The 17,625-nt window shown below is 52.8% G+C and carries 17 protein-coding genes, 1 rRNA gene and 1 other annotated feature (1 of these 19 cut by a window edge); all 18 genes read left to right on the top strand.

The features are described from left to right. Positions 1-27 precede the first annotated feature (27 nt). On the top strand, positions 28-687 hold the full coding sequence (locus tag AC4G46_RS25495) for a septum site-determining protein MinC (RefSeq protein WP_491125166.1): 660 nt from the start codon (positions 28-30) through the stop codon (positions 685-687). Positions 688-692: 5 nt separating this feature from the next. After that, entirely contained in the window at positions 693-1,487 is a 795-nt protein-coding gene (gene minD / locus AC4G46_RS25490; RefSeq protein ID WP_221803989.1) for a septum site-determining protein MinD, read from the top strand. A 221-nt stretch (positions 1,488-1,708) separates the two neighbouring features. Then, positions 1,709-2,560 carry a peptidoglycan DD-metalloendopeptidase family protein gene (locus AC4G46_RS25485; RefSeq protein ID WP_491125165.1) on the top strand — a complete coding sequence of 284 codons (852 nt, stop codon included), beginning with the start codon at positions 1,709-1,711 and terminating at the stop codon, positions 2,558-2,560. Continuing rightward, the gene (locus AC4G46_RS25480) at positions 2,553-3,395 is read left to right on the top strand and encodes a M50 family metallopeptidase (protein WP_491125164.1); all 843 of its coding nucleotides are present in this window, start codon (positions 2,553-2,555) and stop codon (positions 3,393-3,395) included. The genes AC4G46_RS25485 and AC4G46_RS25480 overlap by 8 nt, the downstream gene beginning before the upstream one ends. A 62-nt stretch (positions 3,396-3,457) precedes the next feature. Next, a complete protein-coding gene (locus AC4G46_RS25475) occupies positions 3,458-4,699 on the top strand; it encodes an Rne/Rng family ribonuclease (protein ID WP_491125163.1) in 1,242 nt (413 codons plus the stop codon). A gap of 81 nt (positions 4,700-4,780) precedes the next feature. Beyond that, positions 4,781-4,866: a sequence feature (ribosomal protein L21 leader region), on the top strand. Between the two features lie 14 nt (positions 4,867-4,880). Beyond that, entirely contained in the window at positions 4,881-5,192 is a 312-nt protein-coding gene (rplU, locus tag AC4G46_RS25470) for a 50S ribosomal protein L21 (RefSeq protein ID WP_019908991.1), read from the top strand. A 12-nt stretch (positions 5,193-5,204) separates the two neighbouring features. Beyond that, the gene (locus AC4G46_RS25465) at positions 5,205-5,540 is read left to right on the top strand and encodes a ribosomal-processing cysteine protease Prp (RefSeq protein ID WP_206101672.1); all 336 of its coding nucleotides are present in this window, start codon (positions 5,205-5,207) and stop codon (positions 5,538-5,540) included. 18 nt (positions 5,541-5,558) lie between these two features. Next, on the top strand, positions 5,559-5,870 hold the full coding sequence (rpmA, locus tag AC4G46_RS25460; protein ID WP_039876443.1) for a 50S ribosomal protein L27: 312 nt from the start codon (positions 5,559-5,561) through the stop codon (positions 5,868-5,870). A 215-nt stretch (positions 5,871-6,085) separates the two neighbouring features. After that, positions 6,086-6,826, top strand: a complete 741-nt coding sequence (locus AC4G46_RS25455) for a Spo0B domain-containing protein (protein WP_491125162.1) — start codon at positions 6,086-6,088, stop codon at positions 6,824-6,826. Positions 6,827-6,841: 15 nt separating this feature from the next. Further along, complete coding sequence (gene obgE / locus AC4G46_RS25450; RefSeq protein WP_491125161.1) at positions 6,842-8,152, top strand: GTPase ObgE; 1,311 nt, start codon at positions 6,842-6,844, stop codon at positions 8,150-8,152. Positions 8,153-8,386: 234 nt separating this feature from the next. Next, positions 8,387-9,133 (top strand): hypothetical protein, encoded by a 747-nt coding sequence (locus AC4G46_RS25445; RefSeq protein ID WP_491125160.1) that lies wholly within the window; start codon positions 8,387-8,389, stop codon positions 9,131-9,133. A gap of 183 nt (positions 9,134-9,316) precedes the next feature. After that, positions 9,317-9,754, top strand: coding sequence for an ACT domain-containing protein (locus AC4G46_RS25440; protein ID WP_090718259.1), 438 nt, complete (start codon positions 9,317-9,319; stop codon positions 9,752-9,754). 101 nt (positions 9,755-9,855) lie between these two features. Beyond that, positions 9,856-11,142, top strand: a complete 1,287-nt coding sequence (locus AC4G46_RS25435) for a homoserine dehydrogenase (RefSeq protein WP_491125159.1) — start codon at positions 9,856-9,858, stop codon at positions 11,140-11,142. Positions 11,143-11,177: 35 nt separating this feature from the next. Continuing rightward, positions 11,178-12,158 (top strand): homoserine kinase, encoded by a 981-nt coding sequence (thrB, locus tag AC4G46_RS25430; protein WP_491125158.1) that lies wholly within the window; start codon positions 11,178-11,180, stop codon positions 12,156-12,158. Beyond that, entirely contained in the window at positions 12,155-13,042 is an 888-nt protein-coding gene (gene pheA / locus AC4G46_RS25425) for a prephenate dehydratase (RefSeq protein ID WP_491125157.1), read from the top strand. Before thrB ends, pheA begins: the two co-directional genes overlap by 4 nt. 4 nt (positions 13,043-13,046) lie before the next feature. Further along, complete coding sequence (gene ilvE / locus AC4G46_RS25420) at positions 13,047-13,928, top strand: branched-chain-amino-acid transaminase (protein ID WP_491125156.1); 882 nt, start codon at positions 13,047-13,049, stop codon at positions 13,926-13,928. Positions 13,929-14,257: 329 nt separating this feature from the next. Beyond that, on the top strand, positions 14,258-15,832 hold the full coding sequence (locus tag AC4G46_RS25415) for a LysM peptidoglycan-binding domain-containing protein (protein ID WP_491125155.1): 1,575 nt from the start codon (positions 14,258-14,260) through the stop codon (positions 15,830-15,832). Between the two features lie 495 nt (positions 15,833-16,327). Continuing rightward, positions 16,328-17,625 (top strand): 16S ribosomal RNA (locus tag AC4G46_RS25410); it runs 250 nt beyond the window's last position.

The following is a 17,625-nucleotide window of genomic DNA, read 5'->3' as shown; positions in this document are numbered from 1 at the left end:
AATGAATGAGGATGGGGGGACAGGCATATGACAGTAAAATCCAAGCACGTGAGGATTAAGGGCATCAAGGACGGCCTGGTATTCCTGCTAGACGACAAGTGTCCCTTTGAAGATCTCTTAAGCGAGCTGCGTTACAAGCTGGAGCACAGCCATCAGAATATTCTAACCGGACCGATTGTGCATGTGGACGTTAAACTGGGCAGCCGTCCCGTTACTGAGGAAGACAAGGCAGCTGTGCTGGAGATTCTTAAAGGACAAGGCAACCTGCTGATCCGGTCCATAGATGCGGTTGTTGAATCCGACGAAACCGATCAGGACGCCCTGTTCATTATGAGCGGGATCATCCGTTCCGGCCAGGTGGTTCATCATGTGGGTAATCTGTTGTATCTGGGTGATGTCAATCCGGGAGGAACGGTTACCTGCACAGGTGATATCTATGTCCTCGGAGCGCTCAGGGGCGTCGCTCATGCCGGTGTGGACGGAAATCAGGAGGCGATAATCGCCGCTTCTTTATTAACCCCGACCCAGCTGCGGATTGCCGATTGTATCAGCCGGCCTCCGGATGAATGGGGATCCCGGGAGAGCAGTATGGAATTTGCCTATTTGTCCAGTGGTGCTATGCAAATCGACAAAATTCATAATATAGTCAAAGTACGTCAGGGTTTAAATGTGTTTAAAGGGGTGTAGCCTCCATGGGAGAAGCGATTGTCGTAACCTCGGGCAAAGGCGGTGTTGGCAAAACAACCACAACGGCCAATATTGGAACCGCGCTTGCACTGCAGGGCAAAAAAGTATGTCTGGTTGATACGGATATCGGACTGCGGAATCTGGATGTGGTTATGGGGCTGGAAAACCGGATCATTTATGATCTTGTTGATGTGGCGGAAGGGCGCTGCCGCCTGAATCAGGCGCTGGTCAAGGACAAACGTTTTGATGAGCTGTACATGCTTCCCGCTGCCCAGACAAAGGATAAAACGTCCGTTACTCCGGAGCAGGTTAAGGACATCATTCTGGAGCTTAAAAAGGAGTACGAATACGTACTGATCGATTGTCCGGCCGGGATTGAGCACGGGTTCCGCAATGCTATAGCCGGTGCCGACAAAGCTATTGTGGTTACAACTCCGGAACATGCGGCTGTGAGAGACGCAGACCGGATCATCGGGCTGCTGGAGCAATCCAGTGTGGAGTCACCGAAGCTGGTAGTTAACCGCATCCGCCCCGGGCTGGTCAAAACAGGGGACATGCTTGATATTGAAGATATTTTACAGGTGCTTAATATTGACCTGATCGGAATCGTTCCGGACGATGAGCTGGTCATTAAGGCAGCCAATAACGGTGAGCCTACGGTCATGAATCCAGACTCGTCTGCCGCCATTGCCTACCGCAATATTGCCCGCCGGATTCTCGGCGATGCCGTGCCGCTGATGCAGCTGGACCGGAAGATGGGCGCTTTCAAGAAATTCAAGAAATTTTTCGGCATGGGCTAATCCTTATTCAGCAATCATACAAAAACATATAATCCCGCCGCAGGGCATACTGCGGCGGGATTTTTGCGGTGCGGAGAGACATAGCGGCCCTTATACCCGTAGCGGTATCCCAGCGATCTTCCCTTTTCCGGTATTGTGTATGCTGCCGCGGAGGGCTTGTTCTAAACAGGCTCCAGGCTCTCATAAACTAGCAATAAAACAAGCCCGCCGGAGGGATCAATATGGAACAGGGATCAGGGATCAAAGGACGGCGCAAAGAGCGAATCCGCAGTCTGCTGGATGATCAAAGGGAAGCCGCACCGCTTCCGCTGTATACGCTGGAGGAGGAAGCACCCAGCTTCAAGGAATGGGGCAAGCAGCGCGACGGAAGGGAGCCCGGCTATGAGCCGGACCCCGAGGTCTTGTGGAAGCAGAACCGCGGAGGGTGGATGGACGAAGGGGGCGACGGCGGCAGGCCGCGCTTCACGGCAGGGCTTATCCGCAGAACTGTAGCAAGTGTACTTGTGTTCGGGGCAATATGGGGTATTTTCCTCGCCAGGGAGCCCTGGGCCGTCAAAGCGCAGGCATTTATTACAGATGCGTTGAGCAACGATATGGATTTTGCAGCTGCCCAGGTATGGTACGAAACGCATTTTAACGGTGCGCCATCGTTTATTCCGATCTTTGGAGAGGATGAGGTTCCGGCCGAAAAGGTCAGTACCGCACATACCCTGAGTGCCCCGCTAACGGGCAGTATCCTGCGTTCTTTTGCCGATACCCTGTACGGTGTAGAAATTATGCCTAAGTCCGATTCAAGCAGCAATGTCACGGTGAAAAGTGTAGATACGGGACGGGTTCTGTCCGTGTCCAAGGAGGCGCAGGGAGGCATCCGGATCGTTATCCGCCATACAGGCAGCCTGACGGCGGAATACGGGCATTTAAGCGGAACCAGACTATCGGCGGATGACTGGGTGGAGAGCGGTGATACCGTCGGCTGGATGCAGGAGACGGAGAGCGAGGCACCTCTGTTTTTTTTCGCGGTTATGAAAGACAAGACTTATATTGATCCCGCTGAAGTGGTATCGTTTGATTAGGATATTTGGAATTCAGCTGTCGCTGCATCCGCTGTTTGTATTGGTTATGCTTCTTTCGGTTATCACCGGACAGTTCCTGGAACTGCTAACGTTATTTATGATCGTATTTATTCACGAAATGGGACATGTGTGTGCCGCTCTGCTGAACGGGGTTACGGTGAAGTCTGTCCAGCTGCTGCCCTTCGGCGGGGTGGCTGTCATTGAGGATCATGGACGGCTGAATGCCGGCCGCGAGATTGCCATTGCGCTTGCCGGACCTCTGCAGAACGGGATCATGATTCTGACCGCGCTCCTCCTGCAGCAGCTAGGGGGCGGCAGCAGTGCTTTTCTTGCCTACTTTATCCAGGCCAACGCTATAATTGCACTGTTCAACCTGCTGCCGATATTGCCGCTGGACGGTGGCAAAATCGTGCAAGCTGCGCTCAGCACGCTCCTGCCCTATTACTATACCCTGCTCTGGAGCGGAAGAGTGAGCATTGCAGCAAGCGGATTTGTCATCAGTTATGCGCTGCTGCCCCTGACAGCAGGGGCCGGACTGCGGCTTAATCTGCTCATGATCGGAGCGTTTCTGCTCTATTCCAATATTACGGACCAGCGTAATCTGCCTTACCGCTTTCTGGCTTTTCTGATGAACAGGGAGGCTGCCTATGAGCGGTATTTAAGCCTCGGCAGAGCGGCTCGTCCGATTGTTGCTTTTTCCGCGAAACCTTTAGATGATATATTGCGTCTATTTAAACGTAACCAGTATCATTTTATCTATGTAATGAATGAGGATAACAATGTGGTAGCCGTTGTACCGGAGCAGCGCCTGATCTCCTCTTATTTCGGGAGGTAGAGCATGGGTTAGCGCTGCACAGCGGATGGCGACGAATGAAGATTTAGACCAGAGGTGAAGCCATGAAACAAATGATCGTTCACTGCACGCAGCATGTTACCCGGATGGCTCTTCTGGAAAACGGGCGGCTCGTGGAGTATGCGGCTGAACGCGATCAGCAGCAAGGGCTGGTCGGCAGTTATTATAAGGGCCGGGTTATGAATGTTCTGCCAGGCATGCAGGCTGCTTTTGTCGATATCGGACAGAAGAAAAATGCCTTTCTATATGTAGATGATGTCCTCCATCCCCACCTGGAGAAGCAGCCGCAGGTGAAGCCCTCTATTGATACTCTGCTGCAGCCCGGCCAGGAGATCATCGTCCAGGTCCGCAAAGAGCCGCGGGGGGGCAAGGGGGCGCGGGTAACTACCCATTATACACTGCCGGGACGCTGGATGGTGTACATGCCCTTTGCCGAATATGTCGGAGTATCCAAAAAAATCAGCCGCGAATCAGAGCGCAACCGGCTGAAATCAATCGGCGAGCGGCTGCGGAGGCAGGAAGAAGGATTGATCATGCGTACCGTATCCGAGGATGAGCAGGCGGATGCGGTCGAAGGGGATCTGTCCTTCCTGCGCGCGCAGTGGGAGATGATTGTCCGCCGGGCTGAGGAAGCAACTGCACCTGCCCTTTTGCACTCGGATCTCAGCATTGTGCAGAGGCTCATCCGTGATGCCTTCAACCCGCAGCGGGATGAGCTGATGATTGACTCGCCGAAGGCCATGCGGGAAGCGGAGGCTTTTCTCGCAGATATGGCCCCTGACGGGTATAAGCCGGTCGGCCTCTACCGCGGGCAGGAGTCGATCTTCACCGCCTACGGCGTTCAGGAGCAGCTGCTGAAGAGCTTCAGCCGCAAAATCATCCTCGAAGGCGGAGGCACGCTGATCTGGGATGAAACCGAAGCGCTGACGGTTATTGATGTTAATACAGCACAGTACACAGGCGGATCAACACTGGAAGAGACTGTGACACAGACAAATCTGCTTGCGGCAGAGGAGATCGGCCGGCTGATCCGGCTGCGTGATACCGGGGGCATCATCATCGTTGACTTTATAGATATGGAACTGGATGAGCACCGCCGTCAGGTGCTGGAACGGCTGGAACGGGTGATCTGCAATGACCGTACCAAAACGCATATTCTGGGCTGGACGCATCTTGGCCTGCTGGAGATGACCCGCAAAAAGGCGAGGCATGATGCAGCAAGCTTTGCGCCCGTCATCTGCCAGTGCTGCGGAGGGACAGGCAAGGTTGGCGCCTGGCTGGAATAAAGGAAATTCAGTTTTCATTATTGACTCTATTAAATAAGTATGATAATATCTTCAAGTATGTGTTTGGTTATCTTTTTCCTGCACATGCTGTAACCGCTCCGATCGGGTACATAAGCGCGGTTCCTCCGGGAATCTGCCACCTAGACTAGGCGAGTCTGAGACATGAGGAGGTGCAAGTACAATGTATGCAATTATCGAAACTGGCGGTAAACAATACAGAGTCCAAGAGGGCGATGTTCTGTTCATCGAGAAGCTGGAAGCTGAAGACGGCGCAAGCGTAACGTTTGACCGTGTATTGGCTGTTTCCAACGAAGGCGGTCTGACTGCAGGAACTCCGCTCGTAAGCGGCGCGTCTGTAACAGCTAAGGTCGAGAAACACGGTAAGGGTCAGAAGGTTGTAGTTTACAAATACAAACCGAAGAAGAACTACCACAAGAAACAAGGCCATCGTCAACCGTACACTAAAGTAACTATCGAGAAGATTCAGGCGTAAGAAGGTGCGTTAATGATTAACGTGCGGATTACACGGGCTTCTAACATGGGTACTGTTATCGGTTTTGAGGTGGAAGGGCATGCAGGTTATGCCAAACGCGGTGAAGATATTGTGTGCGCCGGAGTATCTGCTGTTACAGTGGGTACGGTGAACTCCATTGAGAGTCTGACCGGAATTTCCATGGATACGTCCATGAAGAACGGCTTTTTAAGCGGAACCCTGGGTTCTGTTGAAGATGCTGAAACCTCCGCGAAAGTTCAACTGCTGCTGGAATCCATGGTCTTAATGCTCAGTGATATCGCAGAATCATACGGGAAGTATATTAAGATACAGCAAGTCATCATTTAAAGAAGGAGGTTGACCAACATGTTGAAATTGGATCTTCAGTTATTCGCATCCAAAAAAGGGGTAGGTTCCACAAAGAACGGACGTGACTCCCACTCCAAGCGTCTTGGCGTGAAACGTGCTGACGGTCAGGCAGTTACCGGCGGTAACATCCTGGTTCGTCAACGCGGAACCAAGATTCACCCGGGCACTAACGTAGGTATCGGTAAAGATGATACGCTGTTCGCTCTGGTTGATGGCGTAGTGAAGTTCGAACGTTGGGGACGCGATCGCAAAAAAGTGAGCGTGTACCCGGTTGATGTCGCTCCGGTAGCAGCGGCAGTGGAAGCGTAAGCTTTCCGAACCATATTTGCATGAGAAGCCTCCGGCATGAGTGCCGGGGGTTTTTTTGATAAGTGAGACGGCGGATCAGGGGGGTCCCTGAAACTGTCTGAATGCTGGTGATTGCACCGGATGCGTGTGTTATACTGGAAAATGGTAAAAGCGCCTTAGGGCTGGCTAGACTAAATTTGGCATGAATTTTGCGAACTGAGGGACGGGGAGAAAGAATGAAATCCTGGAAAGGTATTGTCTGGGCAGTCATGTTATCCGTAACGCTTCCTTTGGGCCTTCTGTATTGGCACACCACCCTTTTCACATGCCTGCTGCTCGCGGTATGGGTAGCTGCAGTGCTTGCTTTCAGCTTTTTTTACAACCGGCGTCATTTTGAAGAGGAACTGCGTATACAGGAGAAGACTCTGCAGCAGGCGGCGAACCGGACACTGAATCATCATCGTCATGACTGGATGAATGATCTGCAAGTGCTGTATGGATATATTCAGCTGAACAAGCCTGATAAATCCGTACAATGTGTGGAAAGAATAAAGGAACGAATCGCACTCGACAGCCGGATCGCCAAGCTTGGCATTCCGTCACTGGTATTCTATCTGCAGTCGTTCCGCACCTTCAGCAGCAATCTGGAGCTGGAAGTACAGGTGGAGGAAGGCTTACAGCTGGAGGACAAGCTGACTCCCGGCCGGGGTGACGAGCTGACATCTGTGGTGATGCAGACGGTAAGGGCTTACCAGTACAGCGGGCTTACGTCCCAGGGCGATACGCGGATACTCCGCCTCAGCTTTACACAAGACAAGGGAGATATTCTTATCTCATTCGAAAGCAAGGGTGAGCATGGTAACCCTGGGCTGCTGCAGGAGCAAATTTATAATATAGTGCAAGGCAAAATCATGAAGGCGGAGCAGTGGAGGCCAAGCGAGGCTTACATAGAGCTGCGGGTGCCGCTGGAGATGTAAGGAAGGTGAATATTCATGTTCGTAGATAAGGCTAAGATTTATGTAAAAGGCGGCGACGGCGGCGACGGTCTCGTGGCTTTTCGCCGTGAGAAGTACGTGCCGGAAGGCGGGCCGGCCGGCGGTGACGGCGGCCGGGGCGGCGATGTGATTTTCCGTGTGGATGAAGGGCTGCGGACACTGATGGATTTCCGTTATCAGCGCCATTTTAAAGCTGACCGCGGAGTAAAGGGCCGTAATAAGAGCCAGCACGGGGCAAATGCCGAGCATATGATCGTGCGAATCCCGCCGGGAACTATACTGATTGATGATGATACCCAGGAAGTCATTGCCGACATGACCCGTCATGGACAGCAGGTAGTTGTAGCGAAGGGCGGACGGGGCGGACGCGGGAACATCCGGTTTGCCACTGCAAATAATCCTGCACCTGAACTTGCCGAGAACGGGGAAGAAGGCCAAGAGCGTTACATTGTGATGGAATTGAAGGTCATGGCGGATGTGGGCCTGGTAGGCTTTCCGAGTGTAGGCAAATCTACTCTGCTGTCAGTAGTTTCTGCAGCTCAGCCAAAGATTGGTGCGTATCACTTTACTACGATTACCCCGAACCTGGGTGTGGTTGCAGCGGGTGACGGCCGCAGCTTCGTTATGGCGGATCTTCCGGGTCTGATTGAAGGGGCAAGCGAAGGTGTGGGCCTTGGACATGAGTTCCTGCGTCATGTTGAGCGCACGCGGATCATCATTCATGTAGTGGATATGTCCGGCTCCGAAGGACGCGATCCGTTCGAGGACTGGGTGCTGATCAACGATGAGCTGAAGCAGTATAATGCCAATCTGCTCGACCGTCCGCAGATCGTGGCGGCGAACAAGATGGATATGCCGGAATCGGAGGAGAATCTGATTACCTTCCGGGAACGGATTGCTGAAATTCGCCCTGACCTCGAGATTATGCCGATCTCCTCGCTTACCCGCCAGGGGATTCAGGAGCTGCTCTACCGTGCGGCGGATCTTCTGGACAGCATTCCGGTTGCTCCGGTGGTCGAAGAAGTTGCCGAAACAGTGGAACGCAAGGTGTACAAGCTGGAAGCCGAAGCGGATGACAGCTTCACTATTACGCGTGATAACGAGGCCTTCGTCGTCAGCAGCCCGCGTATTGAGAAGATGCTCAAACGCATGCAGCTGAGTACGCATGATGCGATTCTGAAGCTGGCCCGTACGCTTCGGCATATGGGAGTCGATGCCGAGCTGCGCAAGCGCGGAGCTGTAGAAGGAACGATCGTCCGCATTGGCGATTTCGAATTCGAATTTGTTGAGAACAGCAGCTACTACTAAAAAAAATGCTTCTGCCCGCGGGCAGTCAGTCATAGAACGCCGGCAGTGCCTTCTCCTGGAGGAGAGCACTGCCGGCGTTTTTTTATCATGCAGGGCACATCCAAACCGGCATCAGATCGTATACAATGGGAGATGGAAGGCGCGGTTTCCTATATAAGCCGGATAGCCTGAACTGAAGCCAGGGCAGAAGTTCTGCGGCAGGTGTGGCAGAAGGACCGGTTAAAGGAGGACATTATGCAAAAGAACAGGAGCTATACCGGAAACATTAGTCTAATCTATGCAGCAGCGGTAATTCTGACAGTCTCCTTCTTCATCATCCTTGGGCTGCCCGGACTGCAGCTCCGCTCTTTCGTCAGCATGCTGGCTATGCTGGCTGCGGAGAGTGTAGTCTTCGGCTTTACCGTATGCCGGCTGCGCTCGGCCAAGAGTAACCCGAATCCCTCTCCGGTGCTGACTGGCGGCGCCTGGATTACTGCCTCTTATGCGGCCGCTGTTTTGATTGCGGCGGCGCTGCTCGACTGGGGGCTGCAGCTCCAGGCGCCGGCTTATGCGGCAGTGCAGCTGATGCTGCTGCTGGTTAGTGCTGCCCTGCTTGCGGTGACAGGCCTATACAGCCGCACTGCCGGTGCAGGGGGACGGCGGACTGACAGTGCCGCCAGGGCTCATACACAGCACCAGGCCGAGCTGAAGGACATCCGGGAGCTGGCCGGAAGCTGGAGGCATCCCGGGGCGCAGTGGCTTGCGGAGCTTGTCGCCGGGCTGGAGGAGCAGTTCCGGTATAGCGACCCGCACTCCAGGCCGGATCTTTATGATACCGAAGAAATGCTTACCCGGCAGATTTCTTTGCTGCATGATCAGGTGGCGCTACTGCTGACGCTCAGGGACCCGGGCAGCGGCTGGGAAGGGGCGGCCGGAGAACTGGCGGATAACATAGCCGGTACGCTCCTGCGGCGGAACAGGGAGCTTGCGGCAGTAAAGTAGGAGACAGCGTACTGCACCGCTAGAAGCTGTGATAGCCCCATGATATCTTTTTGTGCAGGCTGATCTTTCAATCGAACGGGGATGGCACAAGCTGCATTGGGTGAAAATCTATTGCTTTTTTCAGAGCTTTTCAAGTATAATGTCCACTATGAAAACACAAAAGTCTTTGGGGTGAGGACGTTCGTGAAAGAGCGCTATTATTTGGTCCGCGAGGACATTTTGCCTGACGCTGTGCTGAAGACCATGCAGGTCAAACAGCTGCTGGAAGCAGGAGACGCCAAGACGGTACATGAAGGTGTGGAGCAGGTTGGACTTAGCCGCAGCGCTTTTTATAAATATAAAGACGGCATTCATCTGATTCACCAGTTGGAGCGGGAACGGATCGTAACCATTTCACTTGATCTGGAGCATGAGTCGGGTATGTTGTCCAAGGTGCTTGGCTGTGTGGCGGTTCACGGGGCAAATGTGCTGACGATCAATCAGAGTATTCCGCTGCAGGGACGGGCGAACGTCGTCATCTCTGTGGAGATTTCACATATGAATCAGGAGCTTGGCGATATGCTGGACGGTCTGCGGGAGATATCCGGTGTAAAACGGGCTTTGATCATAGGCCAGGGGTAGCTGTATAACTTCATTTACACTAAGCGGATGCTTACGAAGCAAGTTTTATTGCGTAGAAATTCAGAGGAGTGTAGCTTCATAAAACTTTTAGGAGGAACCACATGAAGCCGGTTAAAGTTGGATTATTGGGCCTTGGCACGGTCGGTGCAGGTGTTGTCCGTATCGTGGAAGGAAATCAGGAGGACCTGAGCAGTCAGGTGGGTTCCCCGATCGTTATTGAACGTATAGCTGTAAAAAATGTCGATAAGCCGCGGGACATCGAAGTCGATGCAGCGCTGATCACTACAGATCCGTGGGAGGTTATCCGCGATCCTGAGATTGATGTTATCGTTGAGGTAATGGGCGGCATCGCCGGCACGAAGGAATATATTCTTGAGGCGCTGGAGCTCGGCAAGCACATCGTCACCGCCAATAAAGACCTGATGGCACTCCACGGGTCGGAGATTCTGGCCAAGGCGCAGGAGAAGCAGTGTGACGTATTTTATGAGGCCAGCGTGGCCGGCGGGATTCCGATTATCCGTACGCTGATTGAGGGCTTTTCCTCTGACAAAATCAAAAAAATCATGGGGATCGTAAACGGTACAACCAATTACATACTGAGCAAAATGAGCCAGGAAGGCGCCTCTTACCATGATGTGCTGAAAGAAGCGCAGGGACTGGGCTATGCCGAGTCTGACCCGACCTCTGATGTGGAGGGCCTTGATGCAGCACGCAAAATGGCCATTCTGGGCACGCTCGGTTTCCGCACCAACGTGGAGCTGAATGATGTCAGCGTGAGCGGGATTTCCGGCGTGAGCAAGGAGGATATCGCTTTTGCCAAACGGCTTGGCTATGATATGAAACTGCTGGGAATCGCTGAATGCGAGGATGAGGAATTCAGCATTAGTGTTCAGCCGACGATGATTCGTACGGGCCACCCTCTTGCCTCGGTGAACGGGGTGTTTAATGCAGTTTATGTATACGGGCAGGCGGTTGGAGAGACGATGTTCTACGGTGCAGGTGCAGGTGCAATGCCTACGGCCACCTCTATCGTGGCTGACCTGGTGGCAGTGATCAAGAACCTGAAGCTGGGCGTGAACGGCTTGAAGCAGATTGTGCCTTATAAGCAGAAGAAGCTGAAGAGCGACGAAGATATTTTTTACAAAAACTTCTTGCTGCTGCATGTGGATGACAAAGCGGGTGTGCTGGCCAAAATTACCCAGGTGTTTGCCGAGTATGAGGTCAGTCTCGATTCCGTGGTGCAGCAGGCCAATCCGAATAATCCAGATGCGGAAATTATTATTGTAACGCATAATGCCAGCAAGGCGAGTATGAACAAGGTGCTGCGCCACCTCGAGGAGCTTCCGGTTATTCACCGGATCAAGAGCCATTACCGTGTAGAGGGATAGGACTCGCAAAAAAGACGAAGGAGATTTCACCCGCTATGAGTATGTATGGAAGGTCTAGAGTAAAAGTACCCGCCAGTACCGCCAATCTGGGCCCCGGCTTTGATACGCTGGGAATGGCTTTGTCGCTGTATGCCTGGATTGAGATGGAAGAAGCCGAAGAGACGGTGTTTCACTTTTACGGCGACCAGATGAACGGACTTCCCTGTGATAAAAGCAATCTGCTCTACCAGGTGGCCCAGATGGTATTTGCCGAAGCAGGCGTCTCTGTTCCTGAGCTGTCCATTTCGATGTATTCGGATATTCCGCTCACCCGGGGGCTTGGCAGCAGCGCATCGGCCATTGTCGGCGCGCTGGCTGCGGCCAATACGCTGATCGGCTCACCGCTGGACAACGCCAAGCTGTTCGATATGGCCTGCTCGCTCGAAAAGCATCCCGACAACGTTGGAGCCTCCCTGTTTGGAGGGATCATTACGGCTGTATGGGACGGCACGCATGCCGACTATATCCGGATTGAACCGCCCCGGGATATGGAGGTGCTCGTTGTAATTCCGGAGTTTGAGCTTGCTACAACCAAGGCACGGGGGGTTATTCCTGCGGAAATTACCGTCAGCGATGCCGTGTATAATATTAGCCGTACCTCGCTGCTTACAGCAGCCTTTGCTGCAGGCAGGCTTGATCTGATCGGCCGGGCGATGCTGGACCGTCTGCATCAGCCATACCGCGCTCCGCTTGTCCCCGGCATGGAGAAGCTGCTCGCAGAAGCCCCGCAGCACGGGGCGCTGGGAATTGCGCTTAGCGGAGCAGGCCCGACCCTGCTCTGTCTGGTGGACGCCGGCAGCAGTCAGAAGCAGGAGCTGGAGCTGTTCCTGAAGGAGACAATGGCGGAGCACGGGATTCCGGCGCAGACCCGCTGGCTGCCTCCGTGTACGGATGGCGTAAAGGCGGAGCTGCTGGAAAGAAACGGGATGCAAAACGGCTCATTTTTGGATATGATAAAAGGAGAAGTACAGTCATGAAATCAATAGCGGTATTGCCGCAGGGTACGGTATCCCACGAAGCGCTGCTGCATTTATTTGGTGACGAGCCGGTCAGCATAGTGCATCACAAGCTGATTTCCGATGTTTTTCTCTCGACGGCAGACGGCACTACGGATTACAGTGTGATCCCGATTGAGAATACGATCGACGGTTCGGTAAGTCTGCATATTGACTGGCTCATCAATGAAGTGAATTTGCCTATGCAGGCGGAGTGGATTTTTCCGTCTATTCAGAATCTGATCGGTCATCCCGGAGAATTCAAGAATAGCAGCGGCGAAAAGGATTATTCCGGAATGGTGAAGATTCTTTCTCATCCTGTCGCTATGGCGCAGTGCCTGCAGTTCATACGCGAGCATGCACCGTGGGCTGAGCTGGAGTCGGTGGGAAGCACCTCCGAGGCTGTGGAGATTGTGAAGAACAATCCCGGCCGGGGCTGGGCGGCCATCGGCACGGCGCTTGGAGCCGCTACACACGGACTGGAGATTGTCGAGCGTAAGATTACGGATCACCATAATAACTACACGCGTTTCGTTCTGGTAGGACCGCAGAAGCTGAGCCTTCCGAAGAAGAGCTCTGGTGACAAGACGAGTATTCTTGTAACCCTGCCGGAGGATTTTCCGGGAGCCCTGCATCAGGTGCTGGCCGCATTTGCCTGGCGGCGGCTGAATTTATCACGCATTGAATCACGGCCGACGAAGAAGAAGTTGGGTACTTATTATTTTTACATTGATGTGCTGGAACCGATAGAATCGGTCCTGCTGCCGGCGGCGATCGAAGAGATCAAGGCCTTGGGCTGCCAGGTGCGGATTCTGGGCTCGTATCCCACATACACCTATGAGGAAGAGAAAGCGGAGGTGCAGTAAGTTCATGGCTGAGCAATGGATCTATCTGGATGGACAACACGTAAATAAGGAAAATGCAAAGGTATCCGTATTTGATCACGGTTTTCTTTACGGGGACGGTATTTTCGAAGGCATCCGTATTTATAACGGCAATATTTTTAAATGCAAAGAGCATCTGGACAGGCTGTATGATTCGGCCAAATCCATCATGCTGGACATTCCGCTGACTTATGATGAAATGCTGGAAGCGATGGCAGAGACGATCCGCCTGAATGAAATGCGCAACGGCTATATCCGTTTGATCGTTTCGCGCGGTGTCGGTAATCTTGGGCTTGATCCGCGCCGCTGTCCTAAGGCCAGTGTAATCATCATTGTGGAGCAGCTGGCGATCTATCCGGAGCAGGCTTACCTGAACGGCTTGCGTGCCGTCTCCGTATCCCAGCGCCGCAACCTTCCGGATGCGCTCAATCCGAAGATCAAGTCGCTTAACTATCTGAACAACATCCTCGTCAAAATCCAGTCCAATCTGGCGGAAGCCGACGAAGCCATTATGATGAATGCACAGGGCTATGTAACTGAGGGCTCCGGCGACAACATTTTTATCGTCAAAAGAGGAGTTGTCTACACGCCGCCTTGCTATCTGGGGGCGCTGGAAGGCATCACCCGTCTGGCGATCATCGAGCTGTGTGCGAAGCTGGGTCTGCCTTTGAAGGAAGAGCCTTTCACCATGCATGACGTGTATATTGCTGATGAAGTGTTCTTCACCGGAACTGCTGCCGAAGTTATCGCCGCACGCGAGATCGACGGCCGGATTATCGGCGAAGGACATGCCGGTCCGATCACGCTGCAGCTGCTTGAAGAATTCCGCAATGCCGTGGATAAGGACGGCTATAAAGTCTGGGAGTAAGGTTTATCCGGGACTGAGCCAGCTTTAATTAGACATATAAATCCCTTCATGCAAGCGGGATGGACCTTTGTTAATAAGACAAAGGCCAGTCCCGTCTGAGCATGAAGGGATTTTTTTTGTTCCAGGGATGTCAATCGCCCATGGGCTGCATAAGATGTAGTAACGAAGGAGGCAGCTGTAACGCATATAACGATGCTCAGGGAGCAGTACCCAGGAGTGGGGACGGATGCTTCAATGAGCCGGAATTTGCAGCCGGATCAGAGAGGACATGGCTGTAAAGCTTGCAACGCGCTCCAACCATTACGCATTCTTTAGGAGGTTAATGCTGCGTGAAAATACACATTGTCAAACAAGGCGATTCGCTTTATGCATTATCGCAAAAGTACGGAGTACCGCTGCAAAAAATCATTGAGGCTAATCCGCAGATCAGTAATCCGGATGTGCTGAACGTAGGGGATAAAGTCAAGATTCCATCAGCTCCGGCCTCTGTGCCGGAAACCAGTGAGCTTTTTTATAAACACACAGTCAAACAAGGGGATACCTTGTGGAAATTATCCAAAGCCTGGGGAATTACGCTCAAGGAAGTGATCGATGCCAATCCACAGCTGAAAAATCCGAATGCGCTTTTGACCGGCGAGATTGTGAACATCCCTAAGAAATCGAATGGCGCGGCCATCCAGCCGCAATCTATCCAGGGGAATGTCACACCGGTTCCGGCTGACGCCACATCTCCGGCAGTTGTAGATAAAACAAAGGTCGGCGGAAAAACCTACACCGGACCTATAGCAGAGCCTGCTAAGAAAATGGAGACGGCCCCGATAGCAGAAACGCTTCCTGAGCCTGTGATCAATAAAGCGCCCGAAGTGAATACTGCTCCGGAAGTGAACATAGCTCCGGAAGTAAATATAGCTCCGGTAGTGAATAAAGCGCCTGAGCCTGCGCCTGTCCAGATGGTCCATGAATCGCAAAGCCTGTACGTGCAGATTTCCGTTCCCGCCCAGGAAGCCGTGGTCTATGAGCCTAAGGAAAAAGGAAAGACAGCGGTTGAACCGGCAGTCTGGGCTCCGGCAACTAAGGAAACACATTGTGATCCGGCAGCGGGCTACCCGGGATTAAATGAAAATCCTTATGTTTATGACTGCCCGCCGGTATCCCCGTATTATGAGCAGGCTATGCCGGTAACGGGCATCAATCCGGCGCACAATATGATGGAGCCGGCCATGTATATGCCAGATTGCATGATTCCGTACGGTGTGCCGTATGGCTACCCTGGCAATGTATATCCGGCAGCTGAAGCACAGGGGGCCTGGTATCCGAATATGGCGCCTGACTATCCGGCTGCACCGTTTACCGGTGTGAGCCCAGCGGCCGATTATCCGCCTTACGGAATTCCGCAGTACGGCGGCGGCCAGCCGGTTAATCTGCCATGGCCGTCCTGCGGCTGCGGAGGGGGACCAGTGATTCAACCGTACAGCTATGAACAGCCCGTATATGGCGGCGGCTATCCTGCATTCACGCCTCAGCCAGACGGAATTTCGCCATATGGATTTATGAATGAGTCTATGCCTAATGCCGGCATTAACGCTTCAGCGCCATTAGGTGCATACGCTAGTCCGGCAATAGCCGGTGTTCCGGCTTATCCGGTGTACCCGGGTATGGAGAACGCTGTGCATAACCGGGTGCCGGAGATTCTGGAACCGGAGCCTGCCGTGCAGGATTCCTCTCAAGCCTCCGCCGAACTGAAAGAGACGGCAACGAAGGGAAAAGCACGGAGTGGTAAGACGGGAGGCGCGAAAGTGAAGGTCTCCAGCCATACCGACGGGAAATCGGCGAAAACCACAACGTCTAAACAGGGAAGTAGCCGGAGTAGTAAAAAAAGCAAAAATCCATGGATTTCGAATTAACCGGGATTAGTTTATACAGAAGCATGCGGGCTGTAGGGCCTGCATGCTTTTTTAATAGAATATAAATGCCCTTGGGAGAGTAGCTCTTTTGTACTAATGCAACAAATTTACAAATGGGAAATATTGTGGGTTGTCTTTATGAGACAGACCATGGTATATTATAAATCCAGTCGCGAACAGCAAGAAATCATTGGTGACTGGGACATGCTCTGATGATGAGATTGCAAAACACTTTTTCAAAAAAAAGTGTTGCATTAAATCGAAAGACATGATATATTATAAAAGTTGCTGCTGACGAGTTGATCGAAAGCGACGACGAGCTTGATCTTTGAAAACTGAACAACGAGTGAGTATCGGAATTCACTTCGGTGATTCCAAATTAGAGAATGTAACATTCTCGTCAGATGTTTCAAAATGAGCGAATCGCTCTGACAATAGTTTTCGGATGGTTATTTCCTCGGAGTAATTCGGGTGAAGTAACCGCTCGGAAAAACCTTATTGGAGAGTTTGATCCTGGCTCAGGACGAACGCTGGCGGCGTGCCTAATACATGCAAGTCGAGCGGAACTTATCCTTCGGGGTAAGCTTAGCGGCGGACGGGTGAGTAACACGTAGGCAACCTGCCCCTTAGCCTGGGATAACTACCGGAAACGGTAGCTAATACCGGATAATCCCTTTCCTCGCCTGAGGGAAGGATAAAAGGCGGAGCAATCTGTCGATAAGGGATGGGCCTGCGGCGCATTAGCTAGTTGGTGAGGTAACGGCTCACCAAGGCGACGATGCGTAGCCGACCTGAGAGGGTGAACGGCCACACTGGGACTGAGACACGGCCCAGACTCCTACGGGAGGCAGCAGTAGGGAATCTTCCGCAATGGGCGAAAGCCTGACGGAGCAACGCCGCGTGAGTGATGAAGGTTTTCGGATCGTAAAGCTCTGTTGCCAGGGAAGAACGTCCGGTAGAGTAACTGCTACCGGAGTGACGGTACCTGAGAAGAAAGCCCCGGCTAACTACGTGCCAGCAGCCGCGGTAATACGTAGGGGGCAAGCGTTGTCCGGAATTATTGGGCGTAAAGCGCGCGCAGGCGGCTATTTAAGTCTGGTGTTTAAACCTTGGGCTCAACCTGAGGTCGCACTGGAAACTGGGTGGCTTGAGTACAGAAGAGGAAAGTGGAATTCCACGTGTAGCGGTGAAATGCGTAGAGATGTGGAGGAACACCAGTGGCGAAGGCGACTTTCTGGGCTGTAACTGACGCTGAGGCGCGAAAGCGTGGGGAGCAAACAGGATTAGATACCCTGGTAGTCCACGCCGTAAACGATGAGTGCTAGGTGTTAGGGGTTTCGATACCCTTGGTGCCGAAGTTAACACAGTAAGCACTCCGCCTGGGGAGTACGGTCGCAAGACTGAAACTCAAAGGAATTGACGGGGACCCGCACAAGCAGTGGAGTATGTGGTTTAATTCGAAGCAACGCGAAGAACCTTACCAGGTCTTGACATCCCTCTGAATCCTCTAGAGATAGAGGCGGCCTTCGGGACAGAGGAGACAGGTGGTGCATGGTTGTCGTCAGCTCGTGTCGTGAGATGTTGGGTTAAGTCCCGCAACGAGCGCAACCCTTGACTTTAGTTGCCAGCAGGTAAGGCTGGGCACTCTAGAGTGACTGCCGGTGACAAACCGGAGGAAGGTGGGGATGACGTCAAATCATCATGCCCCTTATGACCTGGGCTACACACGTACTACAATGGCCAGTACAACGGGAAGCGAAGCCGCGAGGTGGAGCCAATCCCAGCAAAGCTGG

It is taken from the genome of Paenibacillus sp. fava2, assembly GCF_058313675.1.
This window is presented reverse-complemented; position numbering and strand designations above follow the sequence as displayed.